The sequence below is a fragment of the Arthrobacter sp. zg-Y895 genome (genome assembly GCF_020731025.1).
In the GTDB taxonomy this organism is placed as follows: domain Bacteria; phylum Actinomycetota; class Actinomycetes; order Actinomycetales; family Micrococcaceae; genus Arthrobacter_B.
Map to the genome: position 1 here is coordinate 1 of NZ_JAJFZY010000012.1, position 23015 is coordinate 23015.

Below are 23015 nucleotides of genomic sequence, written 5' to 3' on the forward strand. Positions count from 1 at the left end.
GGGGGCGGGCGGGGCGGCACCCGCCCCCCTACAACCCACCACGGCGGGGCCCCCCCTCAAAGGGGGGCGCCACCGCCGTCGTTTTTTAGTGCCTTCTCAGCCGCTGCGCGTCAACGCCTCAGTCAGCGGGGACAGTGGCCTTGTCATTGGCGTACAGCACGCCGATCTGCGCCCGTACAGCGTCAAAGAGCCGCATGGTCCGCAGGGAGTCCGCCCACGTCATGGTGGGGCTTTCCACCATGCCCGCCTGGATGCAGCGGGTCACCTCACGCAGCTCGTACGCGTAGCCGTTGCCGACCTGCGGGAACCTCTCCACGCGGGCCTCTCCGTCCTGCGGAACGATGGTCAGCTCCACCGGGTTATGCAGGGGTGCACCGGTGCGGAGCCAGCCCTTGGTGCCGGAAATAACAGCGGTCCGCGGGCAGGAGGAGACCAGCGACGAGGTCAGCTGTGCCAGGCCGCCGGACGGGTACCCGAGCGTCAATGCGTTCTGTGTGTCCACGCCGTCGGCGTTGATGCTGCCTACTGCATGGACCGTCTCCGGGTAGCCCAGTGCGCCGAGGGCAAAGGTGAGCGGATAGACCGTCAGATCCAGCAGTGCTCCTCCGCCTGCCGCCGGGTCCCAGAGCCTGCTGGCAGGGTCATACGGTGCCGGGAAGCCCAGGTCTGCCTGCACCCAGTTGATGTCCCCGAGTTCACCCGAGGCAATGAGTTCCCAGATGCGGTTGATGCAGGGAAGGAAACGGGTCCAGACCGCTTCCATGAGGAACAGGTTGCGGGACCGGGCCAGTTCGATCAGGTCCTGGGTTTCGCGGGCATTGATGGTCAGCGACTTTTCGCACAGTACGTGTTTGCCGGCTTCCAGGGCACGCCGGGCTATCCGATAGTGCTGGGCGTGCGGGGTCCCGATGTAGACGACGTCGACATCGGGATCGGCAAAGAGCAGGTCGTAGCCCGAGGCATCGTCCGAGTCGAAGTAGCTGCTGGCGAAGCCGAAGCGGGCAGCGAACTCCTCCGCCGAGGCCTGCCGGCGGGAACTGACCGCCTGCAGGACAGCGTCCTCCAACCGGGCAATGTCTTCAGTGACACGCTCGGCAATGTTTCCGGTGGCGACTACGCCCCAGCGCAGGGTCCGTCCCGTGGATTGGACGGGACTGGGAGCTCCCGGCTGGACACAGGGCGGGGTGGGTATGTGTTGAACGGCAGTCATGGTCCTCGTCTTCCGCGTCGTTGCAGGGAGTACCCCTACTCTATGGTCGCCCCCGGCCGAGGCCTAGGGGTGGACACCGAGCCCGTGCGGCACGAAGTGCAGGCGACCGGCGTGTGAAACAGGGTGGAACAGGCGTGGAACAGCCCGGGTCTCCGCTGAGGGATACCCGGGCTGTTCCGCCCCGAGGGGCAGTGAATGCGTGCTTACTTGGTCAGCTCGGAGAGCGTGGGGTCATTCTCGTAGGCCTCGGCAGCGTTGGCCTTGGTGACGATGACCGGTTCCAGCAGGTAGCTCTCGACTACCTTCTTGCCGTTGTCGTAGCTCTCGTCGTCGTTGATTTCGACCTCTTCGCCGGCGCCCAGTGCCTTGACCATGTCAATGCTCTGGTTCACCAGGTTGCGGGTGTCCTTGTTGATGGTGGAGTACTGCTTGCCTTCCATGATCAGCTTGACGGATTCCACCTCGGAGTCCTGGCCGGTGATGACGGGCAGCGCCTTGCCGGCGCCGGTGACCGAGGTCAGGACGGCGCGGGCCAGGGTGTCATTGGGGGAGAGGACGCCGTCCAGCTCCTGGGAGGCGTAGTTGCTGGAGAGCAGGGTGTCCATGCGCTTCTGGGCGTTCTCCGCCTTCCAGCCCTGGGTGACGGCCTGGTTGAACTCGGTCTGGCCGGAACCGACCACGAGGTTTCCTGCTTCGATCTCCGGCTGGAGGATATCCATGGCGCCGTCGAAGAAGACCTGGGCGTTGGCGTCATCCGGGGAGCCGGCGAACAGCTCAATGTTGTACGGACCTTCGGGCTTCTTCTCCTTCAGCCCGTCCAGCAGGGCCTGGCCCTGCAGCTGGCCGACCTTGAAGTTGTCGTAGGCCACGTAGTAGTCAACGTTTTCGGTGTTTGTCAGCAGGCGGTCGTAGGCGATGACGGTGATGCCGGCATCCTTGGCATCCTGCAGCTGCGAGCCGAGCTGGCTGCCGTCGATGGCACCCACAATCAGGACCTCGACACCGTTGGTGATCATGGAGCTGATCTGGTTCTGCTGTTCGGACACGCCGCCGTTGGCGAACTGGACCTGGCCTTCGTAGCCGGCTTCCTTGAGGCCGTCGTTGAAGAGGGTCTCTGCCAGCACCCAGTTCTCCGAGGTCTTCTGCGGCAGCGCGACGCCGATGGATGCCCCGTCTTCGAAGCCTTCTTCGGCGCCGGAAGCGGTTTCTTCGGTGCGGCCGCAGGCGGACAGCGACAACGCTGCCACCGTTGCCGCAACGGCGAAGGACTTTGCGAATTTACGCATGGTGTTCTCTTTCTGAATAGCGGTCGTGGAAATAGTGGGGAGTAAGTGGTGCGGTTTAGGCGTCAGTGGAGATGACGGTCTTGGTGCCCGTGGGCATTTCCGGGGTGGCGTCGACGACGGCGGGGGCCGGCTTGGGCTTGTTGCCGCCGAAGTTGCGCATCAGCAGTCCGGTGATGGAGGGCTTGCCCTGGGTCTTGTTGTAGACGTCCAGGGCCACGGCCAGGAGCAGGACAAGGCCCTTGATCATGGAGGTCATATCGGCACCGACGCCCAGCAGCTGCAGGCCGTTGTTCAGCACTGCCATAACGAGGCCGCCGACGATGGAACCGACCACGGTGCCCACGCCGCCGGAGACAGCGGCGCCTCCGATGAAGACGGCCGCAATGGCGTCCAGTTCCCAGTTGGTGCCGTCGAACGGTCCGGAGGCGGTGGAGCGGGCCACGAAGATCATGCCGGCCAGGGCGGCCAGAATCGACATGTTCATCATGACCATGAAGTTGACCTTCTTGCCCTGCACGCCGGAGAGCTCGGCCGCGTGCCGGTTGCCGCCCACCGCGTAGACGTGGCGGCCGAAGATGGTCTTATTGGAGACGAAACCGTAGAACAGGACCAGGACGCCGAGGATGATGCCCGAGACCGGGAAGGACGTGCCCGGCCGGCCGGTGGCGAACATGTACGTGGCGTAGAGGATGACGGCGCAGAGCAGGCCGATCTTGACCACGGGCACCCAGGCAGGCGGGTTGGCGGTGCCCAGCTTGGCGTTGCGGGAACGCTTGCGCATTTCGCCGTAGATCACTGCGGCGCACAGGATCAGGCCCAGCAGCAGCGTCAGGTTGTTGTACCCGGGGATCGGGCCGCCCTCGGGCAGGTAGCCGGCGCCGATGAACTGGAATTCGGACGGGACAGGAACCGTGTTGGACTTGCCCACCCACTGGTTGGCTCCGCGGAAGATCAGCATGCCCGCCAGCGTCACGATGAATGCAGGTATGCCGATGTACGCGACCCAGAAGCCCTGCCAGGCACCGATGGCCGCACCCACCGCCAGGCCCAGGATGATGCCCATGTACCAGGGCAGGCCCCAGTCCCGCATGGCCATCGCGACGACGATGCCCGAGAACGCTGCGACGGATCCCACCGAAAGGTCGATGTGGCCGGCAATGATCACGAAGACCATTCCCACGGCGAGGATCAGGATGTAGGAGTTGCCGTTGAACAGGTTGATCATGTTCGTGGGTGTCAGGGTCTTGCCCCCGGTGAGGACCTGGAACAGGCCGACCAGGATGGCCAAGGCGAAGATCATCCCGAATTGGCGGCCGTTGCCGCCCAGGAGTTGCTTGATGGCGTTCATGAAAGTGTTCCTTGAGTGGCGTAGTCGGCGGGCTTCCGGGCGGGGGAGGTCATGAGCCTCATGAGGTTCTCCTGGTTGGCCTCCGCCTTGGAGACCTCGCCGGTGATCGCCCCTTCGAAGATGGTGTAGATGCGGTCCGAGAGGCCCAGGAGCTCGGGGAGCTCCGAGGAAATCACGATGACTCCCTTGCCCTGGTTCGCGAGCTGCTGGATGATTCCGTAGATTTCGTACTTGGCGCCCACATCGATGCCGCGGGTCGGTTCGTCCAGGATCAGCAGGTCCGGGTCGGTGAACATCCACTTGGCCAGGACAACCTTCTGCTGGTTGCCGCCGGAGAGCTTGGAAACGCCCTCATCTACAGTGGGTGCCTTGGTGCGCAGGCTCTTGCGGTATTCCTCCGCGTAGCGGAACTCGGCGTCGTTGTCGACAACAAGCCCGCGGGTGATCTTCTTCAGGTCAGCCGAAACGGTAGTGGCCTTGATGTCGTCCAGGAGGTTCAGGCCCAGGGTCTTACGGTCCTCAGTGACGTAGGCCAGGCCATGGTTAATCGCGGAGTGCACCGTCTTGAGGGTGATCTCCTTGCCGTCCTTGATGATCTGGCCGGAAATGAAGTTGCCGTAGGAGCGGCCGAAGATTGACCGGACCAGTTCGGTGCGCCCGGCGCCCATAAGACCGGCGAAGCCGACGATTTCCCCGCGGCGGACGTGGAAGTTCGAGCCCTTGCAGACCAGGCGGTCCGGGACGGTCGGATGCCCCACGGTCCAACCGCGGACCTCGAAGAACGTTTCACCGATCGTCGGGGTGTGGTCCGGGAACCGGGACTCCAGCGAACGGCCAACCATGCCGCGGATGATGCGGTCTTCGTCCGCGCCTTCGGCGGCGACGTCGATCGTCTCGACGGAGCGGCCGTCGCGGATGATGGTGATGGAATCCGCAATCTGCTCAATCTCATTGAGCTTGTGCGAGATCATGATGCAGGAGATGCCCTTGTCCCGCAGGCCGGACATCAGGCCCAGCAGGTGCTGGGAATCGGTCTCGTTGAGCGCTGCGGTGGGCTCGTCGAGGATCAGCAGCTGTACCCGCTTGTTCAGTGCCTTGGCGATCTCCACCAGCTGCTGCTTGCCCACGCCCAGATCCTTGATGGGCGTGGTGGGGTCTTCCTGGAGTCCGACCCGTTCCATGAGGTCCAGGGTGTCGTAGTTGACCTTGTCCCAGTCGATGACGCCGAACCGGGTGGGTTCATTGCCCAGGAAAATGTTCTCGGCGATGGAGAGTTCGGGAATCAGCGCCAGTTCCTGGTGGATGATGACAATTCCCGCGGCTTCGCTGGACCGGATATCCCGGAACTGGACGGGCTTGCCCTGGAAGACAATTTCTCCGGTGTACGTGCCGTGGGGGTAGACGCCGGAGAGGACCTTCATCAGCGTGGATTTTCCTGCGCCGTTTTCTCCGCAGATGGCGTGGATTTCGCCGGCCCGGACGTTGAGGGCCACATCCGCGAGGGCCTTGACGCCGGGGAACTCCTTGGTGATGGAGTGCATTTCCAGAATGAATGGACTAGCCGGCATGCGCATTGTCCCTGCCGTGATGGCAGGGAGCGCGCCGCGCGCCGACTGCCGGAGCTGCTTCTGCTCGCATGAGTGCCTCCGTGTGACCTCTTTGTCGTGATACGGCCCACAGAGTGGGCCGGTAAGGAAGTTACCACGGTCACAGGCACTGCCGTCAAGTCTTGAACGCAAGAGCGGCGGTTTCGGGTAGTTTTTGGTTCGCCCGGGCAAGTACTACGCTGCCGCGGTTCCCTGCTCCTGGAGGACCAGTGCCGCTGCCCCCAGGGCTTCGGCGCGGTCCCCGAGCGAGGACATAAGCACGGTGGAGGTTTCGCCGACAAGGGGGACGGCGTGCCGCAGCAGGCCGCGGCGGATCGGGTCCAGGAAGGTGTCGCCGAGGTCGGTCAGCGACCCGCCGATGATGATGAGTTCCGGGTTCAGGGTATTCGCGAGGTTGGCGGCGGCGCGGCCGACCGCGACGCCGGCATCGTCAATGACGCGCAGGGTGGCCGGGTCCTTTGCCGCGGCCCGCGAGAGGATGTCGGCGGTGGTGATGTTGTCCTTGGAGGCGCGGCTCAGCAGTTCGATCATGATGGAGGTCGAGGCGATGGTTTCCAGGCAGCCCCGGTTGCCGCACCGGCAGATCAGCCCCTGGTCGAAGATGGTGGCGTGGCCGATTTCCCCGGTGATGCCGACATTGCCGTAGTAGAGCGAACCGTTGATGACCAGCCCCGCGCCGATGCCGGAGGCAACCTTGATGAAGATCAGGTTTTCGCTGCAGCCGTGCGGTCCCCAGGTGACTTCCGCCAGTGCCCCGAGGTTGGCGTCATTGTCGATGTAGACCGGGACACCCAGCCGGTCGGCGAGGTCTTCGCGCATGTTGATCCCCACCCATTCGGGAAGGATTGCGCCCTGGACCACTGTGCCCGTGCGCCGGTCGATGGGGCCGGGGATGCCGACGCCGGCACCCAGGACGGCGCTGCGGTCCACCCCCTGCCGGCGTAGCAGCCGGGCAAGCAGGGCCGCAGCGGCATCCATGCCCTCTGCCGCGGAGTGGCCCAGCGGAAGCTGGACGGACTCCTCCTGCAGGATCCGGTGGCCGAGCGAAGCCAGGATCACCCTGACGTGCCGGCGTCCGATGTCGATGCCGGCAGCAACGGCTCCCGACTCGTTGAGCCGCACCGAAAGTGCCCTCCGCCCGGAGCTGGTGGTGGGCTCGGTGATGACGAGCCGGCGCTCGCTCATATCGCCCACGATGTTGGAGACCGTGGCGCGGGACAATCCCGTCTGGCGCGAAAGTTCCGCCTGCGTCAACGGCCCCGAGGCCAGGAGGGCCTGGATAATGCGCTGCCGGTTGCGTTCGCGCAAGGCGCTCTGCGAGCCCGGCTTGGGCGGGGTGGTCCCCGGTGTGCGGGTGGTCCTCAACGTCGAGGATTGGTCGGCTGGCATTATTTTAGAGTGCTACATCACACTCTTGCAGTCAAGAAGTGAACACAAGCCTAGGGCTGCGACGCTACGGCAGAGCGGTGGTCGGCAGCCGTCTGCCGGTAGTTTTCCGCGTTCGCCTTCACTCCCGCGACCTCCTCATCCGTGAGGGGCCGGCGGACCTTTGCCGGCACACCGGCTACCAGCGAGCGGGGCGGGACCACCGTTCCTTCAAGGACCAGGGCACCGGCGGCCACGAGGGAGCCGGCGCCGATCACGGCACCGTTCATAATCGTGGCGCTCATGCCGATCAGGCAGTCATCCTCGACCGTGCAGCCGTGCACCACCGCGTTGTGGCCGATGCTGACCCGAGCGCCCACCGACGTCGGGAAGCCCGGGTCCGCGTGCAGGACCACGTTGTCCTGCAGGTTGGTTCCCGCGCCAACACGGATGCTGTTGGAGTCACCGCGGACGCAGGCGCCGTAGAAGGCGCTGGAGTCCGCGGCCATGGTGACGTCGCCAATGAGCGAAGCGGTGGGAGCGAGGAAGACGGTGGGATCGACGGCGGGGGTCTTGCCCCGGAATTCAATGATGTGTGCCATGCCACCCAGCGTAGCGCCGGCCGGAGGCCGGTTAGCGGAAGCCGGCACCCGTAGCAGGAACCGCCTAGTTGAAGACGATGGTCCGCCGGCCGTCCAGCAGGACCCGGTGCTCGGCATGCCACTGCACGGCTTTGGACAGTGCCCGCCCCTCGACGTCGCTGCCCAGGGCCGCGAGCTGGGCAGCCGAACGGGCGTGGTCCACCCGGATGACTTCCTGTTCAATGATGGGACCCTCATCCAGGTCCGAAGTTACGTAATGCGCCGTGGCACCGATCAGCTTCACGCCCCGGGCATGCGCCTGGTGGTAGGGCCTCGCTCCCTTGAACGAGGGCAGGAAGGAGTGATGGATGTTGATGGCACGCCCGGACAGGTCGCGGCAGAGGTCGTTGCTCAGGATCTGCATGTAGCGGGCGAGGACCACCAGCTCAATGTCCAGTTCGGCCATCAGGGCGCGCAGCCGGTCCTCCGCCTGGCCCTTGGTGTCCGGAGTGACGGGGACATAGTGGAACGGCACGCCGTAGAAGTCGGCGAGGGACTCCAGCTCGCGGTGGTTGGAGACAATGGCCGGGATATCGATCGGCAGCGTCCCCGCACGCTGCTGGAACAGCAGGTCATTGAGGCAGTGGCCGGACTTGGACGCCATGATCAGGGTCCGGGTCCGGCGGCCGGCGCGGTGCAGTTCCCAGGACATGGCAAACGCAGATGCCGTTGCAGCGAGTTCCGCATGGACCTGCTCGTAGGAGCGCGGAGAAGTGAAGTCCACGCGCATAAAGAAGGAGCCGGTTTCCCGACTGCCGAACTGCGCGGACTCGGTGATGTTGCCTTCGGCCGCCACGAGGGAAGCACTGACGGCATGGACAATGCCCGGACGGTCGGGGCAGGACAACGTCAGGGTAAAGGCGTTGGCGGCGGAGGTGTCGGGAGAAGAAATCATGTCTGTCACCCTTGCTAGGTTACCGGTTTCAGTGCCCTGACCTAGGGTGGGCACATGGATGTGATGTTCCTTCCGTTTTCTGACAAGGACGAGGGAGAGCTCGTACGTTTCCTCACTACCAATAGCTTTCCCTACCACCGGATCAAGGCGCCTTCTGAGGGGCTGGTGCGTCGCCTCCTGATCGAAGGGCGGTTCGACGGCGACGGCGTGAGTACCTTCTGGGTGTTCGGCGACAACCACCGCATGGGCCTGGTCATCCTGGAGGAGTTGGGAACGAGTACACCGGTGCTGGACCTGCGCCTGGTGGAGAAGTTCCGCGGCCGGGGCAACGGCGTACCGGTGTTGCAGGCCCTGACCGGCATGGTGTTCGACGACTACCCCGAAGCGCACCGCTTCGCGGGCCGTACGAGCGAGGACAACATCGCCATGCGCAAGACCCTGCTGAGGTCAGGCTTCGTGAAGGAAGCGCATTACCGGGAGGACTGGCCGCTGGAAGACGGGCGCAGAGTTGCCACGGTGGTTTACGCCATCCTGCGGCGGGACTGGGAGCAGGGCACGGTTACCGCCGTCAACTGGGAAGAGCTGCTTTCGTAACCGGCTGCCGCACGGCCGCAAGCGCGGCTGCACGGCCGGCGCGGGTAGCCCCCAGCGTGGAGGAGGACTCGCCGTAGCCCACCAGCAGCAGCCGGGGCTCGCGCACCACCCGTACTCCGTCCATCCGGATCCCGCCGCCGGGTTCGCGCAGGTGCAGCGGTGCCAGATGCTCCAGGGCGGCACGAAAGCCGGTGGCCCAGAGGATGGTGTCCACGGACTCCGCGGACCCGTCTGCGAAAACGACACCGGAGGTGGTCAGGCGGCCGATCGGTCCGCGCGAAACGAGCACCCCGTCCTCTATGCCCCGCCGGTATTCATCCGTCAGCGGCAGGCCCGTGGCGGAAACGACGCTCAGCGGCGGCAGGCCGGCACGGGTCCTGGCGCTGACTTTCGCTTCCACGGCCCGCCCCCACTCTGAGTCGAACGGACGGAGGGTGAATTCCGGCGGTCGGCGGGTGGACCAGACGGTTTCCACACCGGCACGTTGCAGCTGCAGCAGGAACTGCACGGCGGAGGTGCCGCCGCCCACCACAAGGACCCGCTGCCCGGCAAAGTCAGCCACGCTGCGAAAGTCCCGGGTATGCAGCTGCCGGCCGCGGAAGGATTCCCGCCCGGGGTAGTAGGGCCAATACGGCCGGTCCCACGTGCCCGTCGCGTTGATGACCGTGCGGGCTTGCCACTCGCGGCCATCCACGGCACGGACCGAGAGCCTGCCGCCGTCGCCCTCCGCCACCGCGGACACGGAAACCGGCCGGACGACGTCGAGCCCGAACTCCTGCTCATAGCGTCCGTAGTACCTGGTGACGACGGCGGAAGCGGGTTCGGCGGGATCCGGCGAGCCCAGCGGCATCCCCGGGAGGTCGTGCAGGGCGTGCGCAGCACCGAAGGTCAGCGAATCCCACCGGTGCCGCCAGGCGCCGCCCGGCCCGGGGTTCGCGTCCAGCACGGTGAATCCGGCGCCGGGCTCCAGGCCGCGGCGGCGCAGGTGATAGGCGGCGCTGAGCCCGGCCTGGCCGGCTCCGATCACGAGTATGTCCGTTTCCACCTGTGCACTCCTTCGTTCTTGAGAACCGTAACGGTCCGGGCATTGCGGCTATTCCGCTGAAGCCCTGCAGCCGGGGGACAGGTGAGGCTAGGATGGAGAGCGTCGCGACTGGCGTTAGGTGGATTACCACCAGGAAGCGGCACGGCACCCCTGCGGGGGTGTCCTAACGACCACGGATCGCACGCCTGGGCCGCGGGTCACGCGCGAAACTGTTGTGCCATGCCCGGCCTATGTCCCGACAGGTAGCCTGACCTATAGAGAACCCCTTCCCAGGAGATCCACGTGAGAGTATCCACCCAGCCCGTCACCAACGCGCCGCTTATCGATGTTGATCCCGAAATAGCAGCGGTGCTGAATGATGAATTGTCCCGCCAGCGCAGCACCCTCGAGATGATCGCCTCCGAGAACTTCGCCCCGCGCGCCGTCTTGGAAACCTCCGGCTCCGTCCTCACCAACAAGTACGCCGAGGGCTACCCCGGGCGCCGCTACTACGGCGGCTGCGAACATGTGGACGTAGCGGAGAACCTCGCCATCGAGCGGGCGAAGGCCCTGTTCGGTGCAGAGTTCGCCAACGTCCAGCCGCACTCCGGCGCGCAGGCCAATGCTGCCGCGCTCGCGGCCCTGATGGCACCGGGCGAGAAACTGATGGGGCTGAACCTGGCCCACGGCGGGCACCTTACCCACGGCATGAAACTGAACTTTTCCGGCAAGCTGTACGACGTCGCGGCCTACGGGGTGGACGAGCAGACTTATCGGGTGGACATGGATCGGGTCCGCGAACAGGCGCTGGCAGAACGCCCGCAGGTTATTGTCGCCGGCTGGTCCGCCTACCCGCGGCAGCTGGACTTCGAGGCCTTCCGCTCCATTGCCGATGAAGCCGGTGCCTATCTCTGGACCGACATGGCGCATTTTGCCGGACTGGTGGCCGCGGGACTGCACCCCAACCCGGTGCCGGTGTCCGACGTCGTCACCTCCACCGTGCACAAGACCCTTGCCGGGCCGCGCTCGGGAATGATCCTGGCGAAAAAGGAATACGCGAAGAAGCTGAATTCCGCCGTTTTCCCCGGCCAGCAGGGCGGTCCGCTGATGCACGTGATTGCCGCGAAGGCCGTGGCCTTTAAGATCGCCGGCACCGAGGAGTTCCGGGAACGGCAGGAACGCGTGCTCGAGGGTGCACGGATCATTGCCGACCGCCTGAATGCGCCCGACGTCGCCGAACACGGAGTTTCCGTGCTCACCGGCGGCACCGACGTACACCTGATCCTGGTGGACCTGCGGCACTCCGCCCTGGACGGGAAGCAGGCCGAAGACCTGCTTGATTCCGTGGGCATCACGGTGAACCGCAACTCCGTGCCGTTCGACCCGCGGCCGCCGATGGTCACGTCCGGCCTGCGGATCGGCACCCCGGCGCTCGCAACCCGGGGCTTCGGCGCAGCCGAGTTCACCGAAGTTGCCGAGATCATTGCCGCCGCACTGAAGCCCGCTCCCGACGTCGAGGCCCTCCGGGCCCGCGTGGGGGCGCTGACTGAGAACTTCCCGCTCTACCCCGGACAGGAGGAATGGTAACCGTGGAGAAAGGAACCAATATGGAGGGTCCCGCGACTGATGAGGCCGCCAGCGTCAACCTTGGCTGGGAGGTCAAGGAGAAAACCGAATTCGGCACTCCGGTCGCGGCGAAGATCCTGGACGGCCGCGCCGCCGCCCGGGAGATCAAGGAGGACCTGACCGAACGGGTGCGCGTGCTGAAGGAAGAGCACGGCGTCACTCCGGGCCTGGGGACCGTGCTGGTGGGCGACGATCCCGCCAGCCACTCCTACGTGGGCGGCAAGCATAAAGACTGCAAGCAGGTGGGGATTAATTCCATCCGCCGGGATCTTCCCGGCGACATCAGCCAGGCAGACCTGGAAAAGGTCATTGACGAGCTGAACGAGGACCCGGCGACCACCGGTTACATTGTGCAGCTGCCGCTGCCGGCGCATATCGATGCGAATGCCATCCTGGAGCGGATCGCCCCGGAAAAGGATGCGGACGGGCTGCACCCGGTCAACCTGGGCCGCCTGGTGCTCAACGTCAGCGAACCGATGACGTCTCCGCTGCCCTGCACGCCGCACGGGATCGTGCAGCTGCTGGTCCGCAACGGGATTTCACTGAACGGCAAGAAAGTCCTAGTGGTCGGACGCGGCGTCACCGTCGGGCGGCCGCTCGGCCTGCTCCTGACCCGCCGTCCGATCAATGCCACGGTCACGCTGGCGCACACCGGGACCGCGGACCTGTTCGAGCACCTGCAGGCAGCCGATGTGGTGGTTGCTGCAGCCGGCTTCCCGGAAATGATCCGTGCCGAAGACCTCAAGCCCGGCGCCATCGTGCTGGACGTAGGCGTCACCCGGGTCACCGATCCGGAAACCGGGGAAACAACGCTGACCGGCGACGTCGAAGCAGCGGCGGCCGATGTCGCGTCCTGGATTTCGCCCAACCCCGGCGGCGTGGGCCCGATGACCCGCGCCATGCTGCTGGCGAACGTGGTGGAAGCCGCCGAACGGCAGGCCGGAATCCTGGTCTAGGGCCGAATTCAGCACCAACGGAACGGACCGGCGCGGCTTGATGCGCCGGTCCGTTCCGCGTCCACTATGCTGTCTCAAGTGTCACAGATCACATCAAGCAGAACCGTCCCCGAAACCCGCTCCGATTTCGTTATTTCCGCACGGAACCTGACCAAGTCCTACGGCGATTTCACCGCCGTCAACGGCATCTCCTTTGACGTTCCGCCGGGGGAGTCCTTCGGGCTGCTCGGGCCCAACGGCGCAGGTAAATCCACCACCATGAAAATGATCGGCGGAGTGTCCCAGCGCAGCGGCGGAGACCTCAGCATCATGGGGCTGGACCCGAACACCTACGGGCCGGAAGTCCGCGCCCACCTGGGCGTGGTGCCCCAGCAGGACAACCTGGACGAAGACCTGCGCGTGCGGGACAACCTCCTGGCCTACGGCCGCTACTTCGGCCTGCCCAAGAGCTACCTGCAGCCCAAGGCGGACGAGCTGCTGGAATTCGCGCAGCTCACCGACAAGGCCAAGGCCCGCGTGGATTCGCTCTCCGGGGGGATGAAGCGGCGCCTGACCATTGCCCGGTCCCTGATCAACGATCCGAAGATCCTGCTGCTGGACGAACCGACCACCGGACTGGATCCGCAGGCCCGGCACATCCTCTGGGACCGGTTGTTCCGGCTCAAGGAAGCCGGCGTGACGCTGATCCTCACCACCCATTACATGGACGAGGCCGAGCAGCTGTGCGACCGGCTGATCGTGGTGGACAAGGGCGCGATCATGGCCGAGGGGTCGCCGTCGGCCCTGATCCGTGAGCATTCCACCCGGGAGGTGGTGGAGCTGAGGTTCGGTTCGGAGCGCAACACCACCGTGGCCGCGGAGCTGGAGGGGATCGGCGAGCGGCTGGAGACACTCCCGGACCGGGTCCTGATCTACGCAGACGACGGCGAAGCCGCCCTGGAAGCCGTGACCGGCCGGGGGCTGCGGCCCATCACCTCGCTGGTGCGACGCTCCTCGCTGGAAGACGTGTTCCTGCGCCTGACCGGGAGAAGCCTCGTTGACTAGGCCGGAATCCCCTGCCCGGCCCGGGGTCGAGCGCCATGACGTGCTCGGGCTGAGATCACCGCTGACGCCGATGGAAACGGCCGCCAAGGCGCGCCGTTTCGGCAGCCTTTACTACGCCGACATGTGGATCCGGCGGATGCGCGGTTACCAGTGGACCGTGCTGATGACCGCCGTCGGGACCCCGCTGGTGTACCTGCTGGGCATGGGCACGGGCCTGGCGGTGCTAATTGACGGGAACTCCAACGCGGGTTTCCCGGGCGGCAACGGCTCGACGGTGTCCTACCTGATGTTCCTGGGACCGGCCCTCGTGGCCACGGCGGCGCTGATGGTTTCCAGCGAGGAAAACACCTATACCGTCATGGGCGGGTTCAAATGGCACCGCACCTACTACGGACCCAACGCCTCTCCGCTCTCCAGTGGGCAGATTGCCCTCGGCCACGTCCTGGGGCTCACCGTCCGCATCCTGCTGACCACGACCATCTATTACCTTTTCCTGGTCCTCTTCGGGGCCGTGGCGCAGCCGGCAACCGGCTGGCTGATGATCTTCACGGCGCTGCTGGCCGGACTTGCCTTCGGTATGCCGCTGCTGGCGTTCAGCTCCACCCTGAAAGAGGACAAGGGGCAGTTCGCCATGGTCCAGCGGTTTATTGTGATGCCGCTGTTCCTGTTCTCCGGCACCTTCTTTCCATTGGAGTCGCTGCCGCTGGCCGTCCGCTGGATCGGCTGGATCTCACCGCTCTGGCATTCCACCGAACTGGGCCGGGTGCTTAGCTACGGACACCCGGAACCGGCAGCCATGACGGCCGTCCACGTGGTGTACCTGCTGGTCCTGACCGTCGGCGGGCTGGTACTGGCCCGGCGGAACTTCACGAGGAGGCTCGACGGATGAGCACCGAAAACCGCACGGCACCCACGGCGCTTGTACCGCAGGACCGTTTCCTCGGCTCGCTGTACGGACGGAACATCCGGGCAGTAATTGCCCGCGGCCTCAAGGCCACGTGGGGCACCAACTGGAGCATCATGATCAGCGGGTTCGTCGAACCGGTGCTGTACCTGGTCGCCATGGGCATAGGCCTGGGCGCGCTGGTGGGGACGGTCTCCGGCCCCGGCGGCCAGGAAATGGAGTATGCCAACTTCATCGCGCCGGCGCTGCTGGCTGTGTCGGCGATGAACGGCGCGGTGTACGACTCCACCATGAACGTGTTCTTCAAGCTCAACTACGCCCGGCTCTACGAAGGCATGCTGTCCACGCCGCTGGGGCCGCTGGACGTCGCGATGGGGGAGATCTTCCTGGCCCTCCTGCGGGGCGCCATGTACGCCACGGGCTTCACCGCCGTGATGGGCGCGATGGGCCTGATCACCTCGCCCTGGGCGCTGCTGATGATCCCGGCCGCCGTGGTGATCGCGTTCGGCTTCGCCTCCTTCGGGATGGCAATAACCAGCTACATGAAGACGTTCCAGCAGCTGGACTGGGTCAACATGATCATGCTGCCGATGTTCCTGCTCTCAGCCACCTTCTACCCGCTGAGCGTGTACCCCGAAGCGGTGCAGTCGGTGATCCAGGCCCTGCCGCTGTGGCACGGCGTGGAACTGCTCCGGCAGATCAGTGTAGGTATCTTCAGCTGGGGGACGGCAGGGCACCTGCTGTACTTCGTGGTGATGATTGTGCTGGGCCTGACCTTGACCACTAACCGGCTCCGGGCGCTGTTCCTGAAGTAGGTTCCTGGTCAGCCGGCCAGCTGCTCATACTTGTTGGCGAAGATCCCGGCCAGGCGGTCGTTGAACAGGACGAACTCTGCCCGCTTCAACGTCCGCGGGGTATGGTCCAGGAGCTCCTGCAGCCCGATCCCGGCCACGGTCTCCGGGTCCCAGCCGTAAATGCCGGCGCTGACGGCGGGAAAGGAAATGCTCTCGGCGCCCAGGTCCTCGGCCACGGCCAGGGCGGTCCGGAAGCATGACCTCAGCAGCTCCGGGTCCGTTTCCCCTGCCCCCGCGTTGGGTCCCACGGTGTGCACCACCCACCGGGCAGGCAGGTTGAACGCCTCGGTAGCGACGGACCTGCCGGTGGGCAGCCCCTGCGGCAGTGATGTCTTCCGCAGCCCCCGGCAGGCTGCCAGGAGCTGCGGGCCTGCCGCGCGGTGGATGGCGCCGTCCACCCCGCCGCCGCCCAGCAACGATGAGTTGGCGGCATTGACGACGACGTCGGTATCCCGGGTGGTGATGTCACCGGTGGCGATCGTGATCTGCATCGAGCCAGTCTGCCACTGCAGCCGCCCCGTTTTCCACCGCCGGGGAAGGCAGGCACCAGCGCAGAGCGAACGCGGCATCGGGCACCTGTCCGAGTTTGAGAGAATAAAACCATGCAGTCGATCCGAAACGGCCAGACGCCGTCGTCCTCGTCCTCGCCCGGCCGCGGCATTAGCCGCAAGATGGGCTCTACGGGCATCGTCGTGATGCTCATTGTCTTCCTGGTGGCAGTGGTTTTCGCCGCCAACCAGAATGACGTCATCGGTTGGCTAGTGGTCATTGTGTCCCTCGGCTGGCTGTTCCTCGCCACGTTCGTGGTGTTCTCTGTCCGGAGTGCCACGCGCAAGGCCACCGCGAAGCTCGCCGGCGCCACTGCCGGCCTTGCTCCCCGCGGCGGCGTCCAGGTTGTCGACGAAGCCACCACTGTGCGCGACCAGAAACTGGACCACAGCTTCAAGATCATCCAGGTCCAGGCGAATGTCATTGCCCAGAACCTGGACACTGACCGCGAAATGGTGGACCGCGCCCTGGAGACCATCGAGATCACGGCGCACAACGGCCGTGGCATGATCAAGAAGGACGACGGCGGGTCCGTCGAAGGCACCGTAGTCGACTAGTTCCCGCCAGCCGCTTCCGGAAGCGCCGCGTCGACGCGGCGTGCCGGACGGCCGTTTCGGGATGAACAGCTACTGAGGAGTATGGTTATTCGCGTGAGTTCGGCATCAACAGGGACGGCATCAACAGGGACTATGGACAGTTCCGGGGAAACACTGCGCATTGCGTCCGTGAACGTCAACGGCATCCGCGCCGCCTACAAGCGGGGCATGGCCGATTGGCTGGCAGGGCGCGATGTGGACATCCTCTGCCTGCAGGAGGTCCGCGCCCCCGACGCGATCCTGAAGGACCTGCTCGGTGATACCTGGCACGTCCAGCACGCCGAATGCCTCGACGCCAAGGGCCGTGCGGGTGTTGCCATCGCCTCCCGCACGGAGCCGGTCGCCGTCCGCGAACATATCGGCGACGAGTACTTCGCACGTTCGGGCCGCTGGGTGGAGGCTGACTTCAAGGTTGCCGTCGCGGGAGAAGAGAAGATCCTCACCGTCGTCAGCGCCTACGTCCATTCCGGCGAAGTGGATACGCCCAAGCAGGTCGACAAGTACCGCTTCCTCGACACGATGGCCGCCCGGCTGCCCGCCCTGGCACAGACGAGCGACTTCGTGCTGGTGGTGGGGGACCTGAACGTGGGACACACGCCCCTGGACATCAAGAACTGGAAGGGCAACGTCAAGCGTGCAGGTTTCCTGCCCGAGGAACGTGCCTACTTTGACCGCTTCTTCGGCGAGGAAATCGGTTACACCGACGTCCACCGCTCCCTGGCCGGCGAGGTCAACGGACCGTACACCTGGTGGAGCTGGCGCGGACAGGCGTTCGACAATGACTCCGGCTGGCGGATCGACTACCACATGGCCACGCCGGAGCTGGCGGCACGGGCCGTCACCGCCGTCGTCGACCGTGCCCCCTCGTACGACTCGCGCTTCTCAGACCACGCTCCAGTAGTGATCGACTACCAGTTCTAAGGGTTTCCTCCATGACATCTGAGTCTTCCAGCAGCCGCCGGCGCATCCTCTCGGGCATGCAGCCGTCCGCCGATTCCCTGCATCTGGGCAACTACCTCGGCGCATTGGTGAACTGGGTGAGGCTCCAGGACGAATACGACGCCTACTTCTTCATCCCGGACCTGCACGCCATCACGGTGCCGCAGGATCCCGAGGACCTGCGCAAGCGCACCCGCGTCACCGCTGCCCAGTACATCGCGGGCGGCGTCGACGTCGACAAGGCCACCCTGTTCGTGCAGTCCCAGGTGCCCGAGCACGCCCAGCTGGCCTGGGTGCTGAACTGCCTCACCGGATTCGGTGAGGCCTCCCGCATGACGCAGTTCAAGGACAAGCAGCAGCGCTTCGGGTCGGATTCGGCCAGCGTCGGACTGTTCACCTACCCGATCCTGCAGGTGGCCGACATCCTGCTCTACCAGCCGCACGGCGTGCCGGTGGGCGAAGACCAGCGGCAGCACGTGGAGCTGAGCCGGGACCTTGCCAAGCGGTTCAATACCCGCTTCGGCGAGACCTTCGTGGTGCCCGAGGTCTTTATCCAAAAAGCAGCAGCCAAGATTTACGACCTGCAGAACCCTTCGGCGAAGATGTCCAAGTCAGCCGCGTCGCCGGCAGGCCTGATCAACCTCCTCGATGAGGACAAGGTCATAGCCAAGCGGATCAAGTCGGCCGTGACCGACGACGGCAGCGAGATCCGTTTCGACCGCGACGCCAAGCCCGGGGTTTCGAACCTGTTGTCCATCTACTCCCTGATCAGCGGACGCAGCGTGGAAACACTGGAGAAGGAGTACGAGGGGAAGATGTACGGACACCTGAAGGTGGACCTTGCGGAGGTCGTCACCGAACACATCCGGCCCATCCGTGAACGTGCACTGCACCTGCTGGACGATCCGGCCGAGCTGGACCGCCTGCTCGCAGTGGGTGCTGCCAAGGCGCGGGAGTCGGCGTCGGTGACGCTCGCGGACGTGTACAACAAGGTCGGCTTTCTGCCGCTGGGCAGCGTTACCGCGTAATCCCATGAGAATCTCCGAATCCTACGACCAGGCCATGGCAGCAGGCAGCATGAACGGCAGCCACGCTCCTGCGTGCGATGCGCGCTGCGTGGGGATAGTGATTGCGGTTCCGGAGCCGATGGCGAGCGAGCTGAAGGCGGCACGGGCATCCTTCGGAGATCCCATGGCGGCGCTGATCCCTGCCCACATCACCTTGGTCACGACCACGGAAACGGATGACTGGGAAGCGACGTTGCAGCATGTGCGCAAAGTTGCCGCGGCGCAGGAACCGTTCCGGGTGACGTTGGAGGGGACCGCCACGTTCCGGCCGGTTTCACCGGTGGTCTTCCTGAACGTCGACGAGGGCTTCGATGAGTGCACGGCACTGCATAAGGAGCTCCAGAGCGGCCCGCTGGCCCGGGACCTGGCGTTCCCGTTCCACCCGCACGTTACGGTGGCGCACGATGTCAGCGAGCAGAGCATGGACGAAGCCGTTCGCCGGCTGGACAGCTATTCCGCAGGCTTTACGGTGGACTGCGTGGGCCTTTACGAGCACGATGCCACCGGCCTGTGGAAGCTGCAGGAGCACGTCCGGCTCGGATCCGGGAAGCAGCCGGACTAGGACTCCCTGCCCAGATCCAGATAGGTGCCGGCCCATGCGGCGATGATTGCCGCGGCACGCGCTGTCTGGGCCCGGTCCACCATCAGGTGGTCGCTGCCTTCCAGCGAAATGAAATTCCGGGGATGCCGCGCCGTCCGGAAGATCTCGCTCGCGTTGTCTATGCCCACGGTGTTGTCGGTGGGGGAGTGCATCACCAGCAGGGGCAGGTGCAGCTCCTTGATGCTGTCCGTGAGGTCATGACCCCGCAGGTCCTCAATCAGGTGCCGGCGGATTTCCAGTTCCCCGCCGCCCAGATCCACGGCTGCCGATCCCTGTTCGTGGATCCGGTCCAACTCCGATTCGAAGAGGTGGACTACATGTGAGGGACGGAAGGGCGCGGCGATGGTGACGACGGCGTCCAGTCCGGGAACCCGTGAAGCGGCCGCCAGGACGGCGGCGCCGCCGAGCGAATGTCCGACCAGCAGGGAGACCGGGCGTCCGCTGTCCGCCATGAAGCCGCAGGCACTGAGCACATCTGCCACCTTGGTACTGAAGCTGCCGTCTTCCCACCTGCCGGTGGAGCTGCCCAGCCCCGCGGCGTCGTAGCGGAGCACTCCGATGCCGTGGCCGGCCAGGGCCTTGGAGATCCGGGAGGCCGCGGCGCTGTTCTTTCCCAGCGTGAAGCCATGGCAGAAGACCGCCCAGGCGCGGGCTCCGCCGTCGGGGACATCAAGGGTTCCGGAGAGGGTGGTCCCGTTGACGCCGGAAAAGGACACAGATTCAAACGAAGGCATGGAGCAACTCTATCGAGTACGCAAAAGGCGCCGGTAAGCGGGGAAATCCGCTTGCCGGCGCCTAACGCAGGGAAGTACTTAGAGGGAACGGGCCAGGATGGCCTGCTTGACCTCTGAAATGGCCTTGGTGACCTGGATGCCGCGGGGGCATGCTTCCGAGCAGTTGAAGGTGGTGCGGCAGCGCCACACGCCTTCCTTGTCGTTCAGGATCTCCAGGCGCATATCTCCGGCGTCGTCACGCGAATCGAAGATGAAGCGGTGCGCGTTGACGATCGCCGCCGGGCCGAAGTACTGGCCGTCGGTCCAGAAGACGGGGCAGGAGGACGTGCACGCGGCGCAGAGGATGCACTTGGTGGTGTCGTCGAAGCGCTCACGGTCCTCGGCGGACTGCAGGCGTTCCTTCGTGGGCTCGTGGCCCTTGGTCACCAGGAACGGCATGATCTCGCGGTAGGACTGGAAGAACGGCTCCATGTCCACGATCAGGTCCTTTTCCACCGGCAGGCCCTTGATGGGCTCGACGAGGATGGGCTTGGACGTGTCCAGGTCCTTCAGCAGGGTCTTGCAGGCCAGGCGGTTGCGGCCGTTGATGCGCATGGCATCGGAGCCGCAGACACCGTGGGCGCAGGAACGGCGGAACGAAACCGAGCCGTCGTGCTCCCACTTGACCTTGTGCAGTGCGTCCAGCACGCGGTCCGTGCCGTACATGGTCAGCTTCCACTCATCCCAGTAGGCTTCGTCGGAAACCTCGGGGTTGTAGCGACGGACCTTCAAGGTGATTTCGAACGAGGGGATCTCTCCGCCGATTGACTCGGGGAGCTCCACCTTCGAGGCCGGCTCGGCGATTTCGGTTGTCATTAGTACTTCCTCACCATCGGCTCATAGCGCGTGAAAATGACCGGCTTGGTGTCCAACCGGATGCCGGCGGTGTGCTCGGTATTCTCGGCTTCGTCAACCTTGTAGGCCATCGAATGCTTCATGAAGTTCTCGTCATCGCGCTCCGGGAAGTCCTCGCGGAAGTGTCCGCCGCGGGATTCGGTGCGGTGCAGGGCGGCAACGCTCATGACTTTTGCCAGTTCCAGGAGGAAGCCAAGCTCCACGGCCTCGAGGAGGTCGAGGTTGAAGCGCTTGCCCTTATCCTGGACGCTGATTTTCTGGTAACGCTCCTCGAAGGAAGCGATGTCCTTCAGGACCTGCTGGATGGTTTCCGCGGTGCGGAACACCTGCATGTTCAGGTCCATGGTGTTCTGCAGGTCCCGGCGGATTTCGGAGATACGCTCGGTGCCTTCCGAATTCCGGACGTGGTCCAGCAGGTTGACCGTGTCCATTTCGGAGTTCTCCGGCAGATCGACGAAATCGGCGGTCAGGGCGTATTCGGCAGCGTAGATGCCGGCCCGCTTGCCGAAGACGTTGATGTCCAGCAGCGAGTTGGTGCCCAGACGGTTGGAACCGTGTACGGACACACAGGCGACTTCGCCGGCCGCGTACAGTCCGGGGATTACCGTGTCGTTGTCCTGGAGTACCTCGGCCTTGATGTTTGTGGGAATGCCGCCCATCACGTAGTGCGCCGTAGGGAACACCGGCACCGGTTCGGTGTAGGGCTCCACACCGAGGTAGGTGCGGGCAAACTCGGTGATGTCCGGAAGCTTCGCATCGATGTGTGCCGGTTCCAGGTGCGTCAGGTCCAGCAGGACGTAGTCCTTGTTCGGGCCGCAGCCGCGTCCCTCGCGTACCTCATTGGCCATGGAACGGGCCACGATGTCACGCGGCGCCAGGTCCTTGATGGTGGGGGCGTAGCGCTCCATGAAGCGTTCACCCTCGGAGTTGCGGAGGATGGCGCCTTCGCCGCGGGCGGCCTCGGAGAGGAGGATGCCCAGCCCGGCAAGGCCGGTCGGGTGGAACTGGATGAACTCCATGTCCTCCAGGGGAATGCCCCGGCGGAAGGCGATGCCCATGCCGTCACCGGTGAGGGTGTGTGCGTTGGACGTGGTCTTGTAGACCTTGCCGGCGCCGCCGGAGGCGAACACGACGGACTTGGCCTGGAAGATGTGCAGCTCGCCGGTGGCGAGGTCATAGGAAATGACACCCGCTACCCGCTTCTGGCCGTCGAGGTCGACGACGGTGATGAGGTCCAGGACGTAGTACTCGTTGTAGAACTCAACGTTGTGCTTGACGCAGTTTTGGTACAGCGTCTGCAGGATCATGTGGCCCGTGCGGTCTGCGGCATAGCACGCACGGCGTACGGGTGCCTTGCCGTGGTCACGGGTGTGCCCGCCGAAGCGGCGCTGGTCGATGCGTCCTTCGGGCGTGCGGTTGAACGGCAGGCCCATCTTTTCCAGGTCCAGCACGGCGTCAATGGCTTCCTTGGCCATGACCTCGGCTGCATCCTGGTCCACCAGGTAGTCACCGCCCTTGACGGTGTCGAAGGTGTGCCATTCCCAGTTGTCTTCTTCGACATTGGCCAGGGCCGCGCACATGCCGCCCTGCGCCGCACCGGTGTGGGAGCGGGTGGGGTACAGCTTGGTCAGTACCGCCGTACGTGCCCGCTGACCTGATTCGATGGCGGCACGCATACCGGCGCCGCCTGCGCCGACGATGACGACGTCGTACTTATGGACCTGCATAGCAGATGCTCTTTCTGTTGAAACTACTAGAAATTCGTGGGCGTACCCTGGTTGTCCTGCGCCGGCGTTAGCTGGCGCCGCAGAACTCCTGGAGCGTCTCAGCCGAGGCGCCTGCAAGGCAGGGGTCAAAGGTGAAGATCACCAGGGTGCCGAGCACGATGATCACGAAGGTCGCGACATAGAGGACAGTCTTGAGCCACATGCGCGTGGCCTTCTTGTCTGCGTAGTCGTTGATGATGACGCGGACGCCGTTGGTGCCGTGCAGCATGGCCAGCCACAGCATGACCAGGTCCCAGACCTGCCACAGCGGGCTCGCCCACTTGCCGGCAACGAAGCCGAAGTCGACGGCGTGGATGCCGTCGCCCAGGACCAGGTTCATGAACAGGTGCGTGAAGATCAGGACAACAAGGATCACGCCGGAGACGCGCATGAACAGCCACGCAAGCATTTCAAAGTTGCCGCGGCCCGAGGAATTGCGCGTGTAGCGCGGGGCGATGCGTCCTGACCGGGGTGCTTCGAGGGCGTGCGCTTCGTTAGTGGATGTGCTCATTGGT

23 protein-coding genes are annotated in these 23015 nt (G+C 65.0%); 10 read left to right on the plus strand and 13 right to left on the minus strand.

Translation table 11 applies throughout. The features are described 5' to 3' along the window. Positions 1-118 precede the first annotated feature (118 nt). From LJ760_RS15375 to purU, 7 genes are all read right to left on the minus strand, one after another. Positions 119-1210: a Gfo/Idh/MocA family protein gene (locus LJ760_RS15375; protein WP_227924205.1), complete on the minus strand. Its 1092-nt coding sequence runs from the start codon at positions 1208-1210 to the stop codon at positions 119-121. A 203-nt stretch (positions 1211-1413) separates the two neighbouring features. Continuing rightward, entirely contained in the window at positions 1414-2496 is a 1083-nt protein-coding gene (locus LJ760_RS15380) for a substrate-binding domain-containing protein (protein ID WP_227924206.1), read from the minus strand. A 55-nt stretch (positions 2497-2551) separates the two neighbouring features. Next, entirely contained in the window at positions 2552-3844 is a 1293-nt protein-coding gene (mmsB, locus tag LJ760_RS15385) for a multiple monosaccharide ABC transporter permease (RefSeq protein ID WP_227924207.1), read from the minus strand. After that, positions 3841-5412, minus strand: coding sequence for a multiple monosaccharide ABC transporter ATP-binding protein (gene mmsA / locus LJ760_RS15390; RefSeq protein ID WP_227924208.1), 1572 nt, complete (start codon positions 5410-5412; stop codon positions 3841-3843). The genes mmsB and mmsA overlap by 4 nt, the downstream gene beginning before the upstream one ends. Positions 5413-5625: 213 nt before the next feature. After that, positions 5626-6840, minus strand: coding sequence for an ROK family transcriptional regulator (locus LJ760_RS15395; protein ID WP_227924209.1), 1215 nt, complete (start codon positions 6838-6840; stop codon positions 5626-5628). A 50-nt stretch (positions 6841-6890) separates the two neighbouring features. Beyond that, positions 6891-7418 (minus strand): gamma carbonic anhydrase family protein, encoded by a 528-nt coding sequence (locus LJ760_RS15400; protein ID WP_227924210.1) that lies wholly within the window; start codon positions 7416-7418, stop codon positions 6891-6893. Positions 7419-7482: 64 nt separating this feature from the next. Continuing rightward, positions 7483-8352 (minus strand): formyltetrahydrofolate deformylase, encoded by an 870-nt coding sequence (gene purU / locus LJ760_RS15405; protein WP_227924211.1) that lies wholly within the window; start codon positions 8350-8352, stop codon positions 7483-7485. Between the two features lie 54 nt (positions 8353-8406). Here purU and LJ760_RS15410 point away from each other — a divergent pair, with 54 nt between their 5' ends. Further along, entirely contained in the window at positions 8407-8946 is a 540-nt protein-coding gene (locus LJ760_RS15410; protein ID WP_227924212.1) for a GNAT family N-acetyltransferase, read from the plus strand. On the opposite strand, the gene LJ760_RS15415 is transcribed toward LJ760_RS15410, so the two are convergent. Continuing rightward, positions 8921-9991, minus strand: a complete 1071-nt coding sequence (locus LJ760_RS15415) for an FAD-dependent oxidoreductase (protein ID WP_227924213.1) — start codon at positions 9989-9991, stop codon at positions 8921-8923. The two genes, LJ760_RS15410 and LJ760_RS15415, sit on opposite strands and share 26 nt — an antisense overlap. 282 nt (positions 9992-10273) lie before the next feature. Between LJ760_RS15415 and glyA the strand changes: the two genes are divergently transcribed. The 5 genes from glyA to LJ760_RS15440 all read left to right on the plus strand — a co-directional run bounded on the left by glyA (position 10274) and on the right by LJ760_RS15440 (position 15315). Beyond that, the gene (gene glyA, locus LJ760_RS15420; protein WP_308036426.1) at positions 10274-11557 is read left to right on the plus strand and encodes a serine hydroxymethyltransferase; all 1284 of its coding nucleotides are present in this window, start codon (positions 10274-10276) and stop codon (positions 11555-11557) included. 20 nt (positions 11558-11577) lie between these two features. Beyond that, positions 11578-12552, plus strand: a complete 975-nt coding sequence (locus LJ760_RS15425; protein WP_227924214.1) for a bifunctional methylenetetrahydrofolate dehydrogenase/methenyltetrahydrofolate cyclohydrolase — start codon at positions 11578-11580, stop codon at positions 12550-12552. Between the two features lie 78 nt (positions 12553-12630). Continuing rightward, complete coding sequence (locus LJ760_RS15430; protein WP_374200061.1) at positions 12631-13596, plus strand: ABC transporter ATP-binding protein; 966 nt, start codon at positions 12631-12633, stop codon at positions 13594-13596. Continuing rightward, positions 13589-14485, plus strand: coding sequence for an ABC transporter permease (locus LJ760_RS15435; RefSeq protein ID WP_227924216.1), 897 nt, complete (start codon positions 13589-13591; stop codon positions 14483-14485). The genes LJ760_RS15430 and LJ760_RS15435 overlap by 8 nt, the downstream gene beginning before the upstream one ends. Further along, the gene (locus LJ760_RS15440) at positions 14482-15315 is read left to right on the plus strand and encodes an ABC transporter permease (protein ID WP_227924217.1); all 834 of its coding nucleotides are present in this window, start codon (positions 14482-14484) and stop codon (positions 15313-15315) included. The genes LJ760_RS15435 and LJ760_RS15440 overlap by 4 nt, the downstream gene beginning before the upstream one ends. Before the next feature lie 8 nt (positions 15316-15323). Here the strand turns inward: LJ760_RS15440 and LJ760_RS15445 are convergent, their stop codons facing one another. After that, positions 15324-15845: an O-acetyl-ADP-ribose deacetylase gene (locus LJ760_RS15445; protein WP_227924218.1), complete on the minus strand. Its 522-nt coding sequence runs from the start codon at positions 15843-15845 to the stop codon at positions 15324-15326. Between the two features lie 111 nt (positions 15846-15956). On the opposite strand from LJ760_RS15445, the gene LJ760_RS15450 reads away from it, so the two are divergent. The 4 genes from LJ760_RS15450 to LJ760_RS15465 all read left to right on the plus strand — a co-directional run bounded on the left by LJ760_RS15450 (position 15957) and on the right by LJ760_RS15465 (position 19067). Continuing rightward, positions 15957-16460 (plus strand): hypothetical protein, encoded by a 504-nt coding sequence (locus LJ760_RS15450; protein ID WP_227924219.1) that lies wholly within the window; start codon positions 15957-15959, stop codon positions 16458-16460. 132 nt (positions 16461-16592) lie between these two features. After that, the gene (locus LJ760_RS15455; protein WP_227924220.1) at positions 16593-17420 is read left to right on the plus strand and encodes an exodeoxyribonuclease III; all 828 of its coding nucleotides are present in this window, start codon (positions 16593-16595) and stop codon (positions 17418-17420) included. Between the two features lie 11 nt (positions 17421-17431). Continuing rightward, the gene (gene trpS / locus LJ760_RS15460) at positions 17432-18466 is read left to right on the plus strand and encodes a tryptophan--tRNA ligase (protein WP_227924221.1); all 1035 of its coding nucleotides are present in this window, start codon (positions 17432-17434) and stop codon (positions 18464-18466) included. A gap of 4 nt (positions 18467-18470) precedes the next feature. Further along, positions 18471-19067 carry a 2'-5' RNA ligase family protein gene (locus LJ760_RS15465; protein WP_308036427.1) on the plus strand — a complete coding sequence of 199 codons (597 nt, stop codon included), beginning with the start codon at positions 18471-18473 and terminating at the stop codon, positions 19065-19067. Here LJ760_RS15465 and LJ760_RS15470 read toward each other — a convergent pair. From LJ760_RS15470 to LJ760_RS15485, 4 genes are all read right to left on the minus strand, one after another. Then, the gene (locus LJ760_RS15470; protein ID WP_227924222.1) at positions 19064-19840 is read right to left on the minus strand and encodes an alpha/beta hydrolase family protein; all 777 of its coding nucleotides are present in this window, start codon (positions 19838-19840) and stop codon (positions 19064-19066) included. The two genes, LJ760_RS15465 and LJ760_RS15470, sit on opposite strands and share 4 nt — an antisense overlap. A gap of 78 nt (positions 19841-19918) precedes the next feature. Next, positions 19919-20695, minus strand: a complete 777-nt coding sequence (locus LJ760_RS15475) for a succinate dehydrogenase iron-sulfur subunit (protein WP_227914227.1) — start codon at positions 20693-20695, stop codon at positions 19919-19921. After that, positions 20695-22461, minus strand: coding sequence for a succinate dehydrogenase flavoprotein subunit (gene sdhA, locus LJ760_RS15480; RefSeq protein ID WP_227924223.1), 1767 nt, complete (start codon positions 22459-22461; stop codon positions 20695-20697). The genes LJ760_RS15475 and sdhA overlap by 1 nt, the downstream gene beginning before the upstream one ends. 67 nt (positions 22462-22528) lie before the next feature. Next, positions 22529-23011, minus strand: a complete 483-nt coding sequence (locus LJ760_RS15485; protein ID WP_227924224.1) for a succinate dehydrogenase hydrophobic membrane anchor subunit — start codon at positions 23009-23011, stop codon at positions 22529-22531. Positions 23012-23015 lie beyond the last annotated feature (4 nt).

Bases quoted from the DNA above. Each gene is read 5' to 3' on its own strand.
- mmsA (WP_227924208.1), bottom strand. From the start codon at position 5,412: ATGCCGGCTAGTCCATTCATTCTGGAAATGCACTCCATCACCAAGGAG.
- LJ760_RS15395 (WP_227924209.1), bottom strand. From the start codon at position 6,840: ATGCCAGCCGACCAATCCTCGACGTTGAGGACCACCCGCACACCGGGG.
- LJ760_RS15445 (WP_227924218.1), bottom strand. From the start codon at position 15,845: ATGCAGATCACGATCGCCACCGGTGACATCACCACCCGGGATACCGAC.
- LJ760_RS15400 (WP_227924210.1), bottom strand. From the start codon at position 7,418: ATGGCACACATCATTGAATTCCGGGGCAAGACCCCCGCCGTCGATCCC.
- LJ760_RS15440 (WP_227924217.1), top strand. From the start codon at position 14,482: ATGAGCACCGAAAACCGCACGGCACCCACGGCGCTTGTACCGCAGGAC.
- LJ760_RS15425 (WP_227924214.1), top strand. From the start codon at position 11,578: ATGGAGGGTCCCGCGACTGATGAGGCCGCCAGCGTCAACCTTGGCTGG.
- sdhA (WP_227924223.1), bottom strand. From the start codon at position 22,461: ATGCAGGTCCATAAGTACGACGTCGTCATCGTCGGCGCAGGCGGCGCC.
- LJ760_RS15470 (WP_227924222.1), bottom strand. From the start codon at position 19,840: ATGCCTTCGTTTGAATCTGTGTCCTTTTCCGGCGTCAACGGGACCACC.
- trpS (WP_227924221.1), top strand. From the start codon at position 17,432: ATGACATCTGAGTCTTCCAGCAGCCGCCGGCGCATCCTCTCGGGCATG.
- LJ760_RS15450 (WP_227924219.1), top strand. From the start codon at position 15,957: ATGCAGTCGATCCGAAACGGCCAGACGCCGTCGTCCTCGTCCTCGCCC.
- LJ760_RS15410 (WP_227924212.1), top strand. From the start codon at position 8,407: ATGGATGTGATGTTCCTTCCGTTTTCTGACAAGGACGAGGGAGAGCTC.
- mmsB (WP_227924207.1), bottom strand. From the start codon at position 3,844: ATGAACGCCATCAAGCAACTCCTGGGCGGCAACGGCCGCCAATTCGGG.
- purU (WP_227924211.1), bottom strand. From the start codon at position 8,352: ATGATTTCTTCTCCCGACACCTCCGCCGCCAACGCCTTTACCCTGACG.
- LJ760_RS15465 (WP_308036427.1), top strand. From the start codon at position 18,471: ATGAGAATCTCCGAATCCTACGACCAGGCCATGGCAGCAGGCAGCATG.
- LJ760_RS15475 (WP_227914227.1), bottom strand. From the start codon at position 20,695: ATGACAACCGAAATCGCCGAGCCGGCCTCGAAGGTGGAGCTCCCCGAG.
- LJ760_RS15375 (WP_227924205.1), bottom strand. From the start codon at position 1,210: ATGACTGCCGTTCAACACATACCCACCCCGCCCTGTGTCCAGCCGGGA.
- LJ760_RS15455 (WP_227924220.1), top strand. From the start codon at position 16,593: ATGGACAGTTCCGGGGAAACACTGCGCATTGCGTCCGTGAACGTCAAC.
- LJ760_RS15380 (WP_227924206.1), bottom strand. From the start codon at position 2,496: ATGCGTAAATTCGCAAAGTCCTTCGCCGTTGCGGCAACGGTGGCAGCG.
- LJ760_RS15485 (WP_227924224.1), bottom strand. From the start codon at position 23,011: ATGAGCACATCCACTAACGAAGCGCACGCCCTCGAAGCACCCCGGTCA.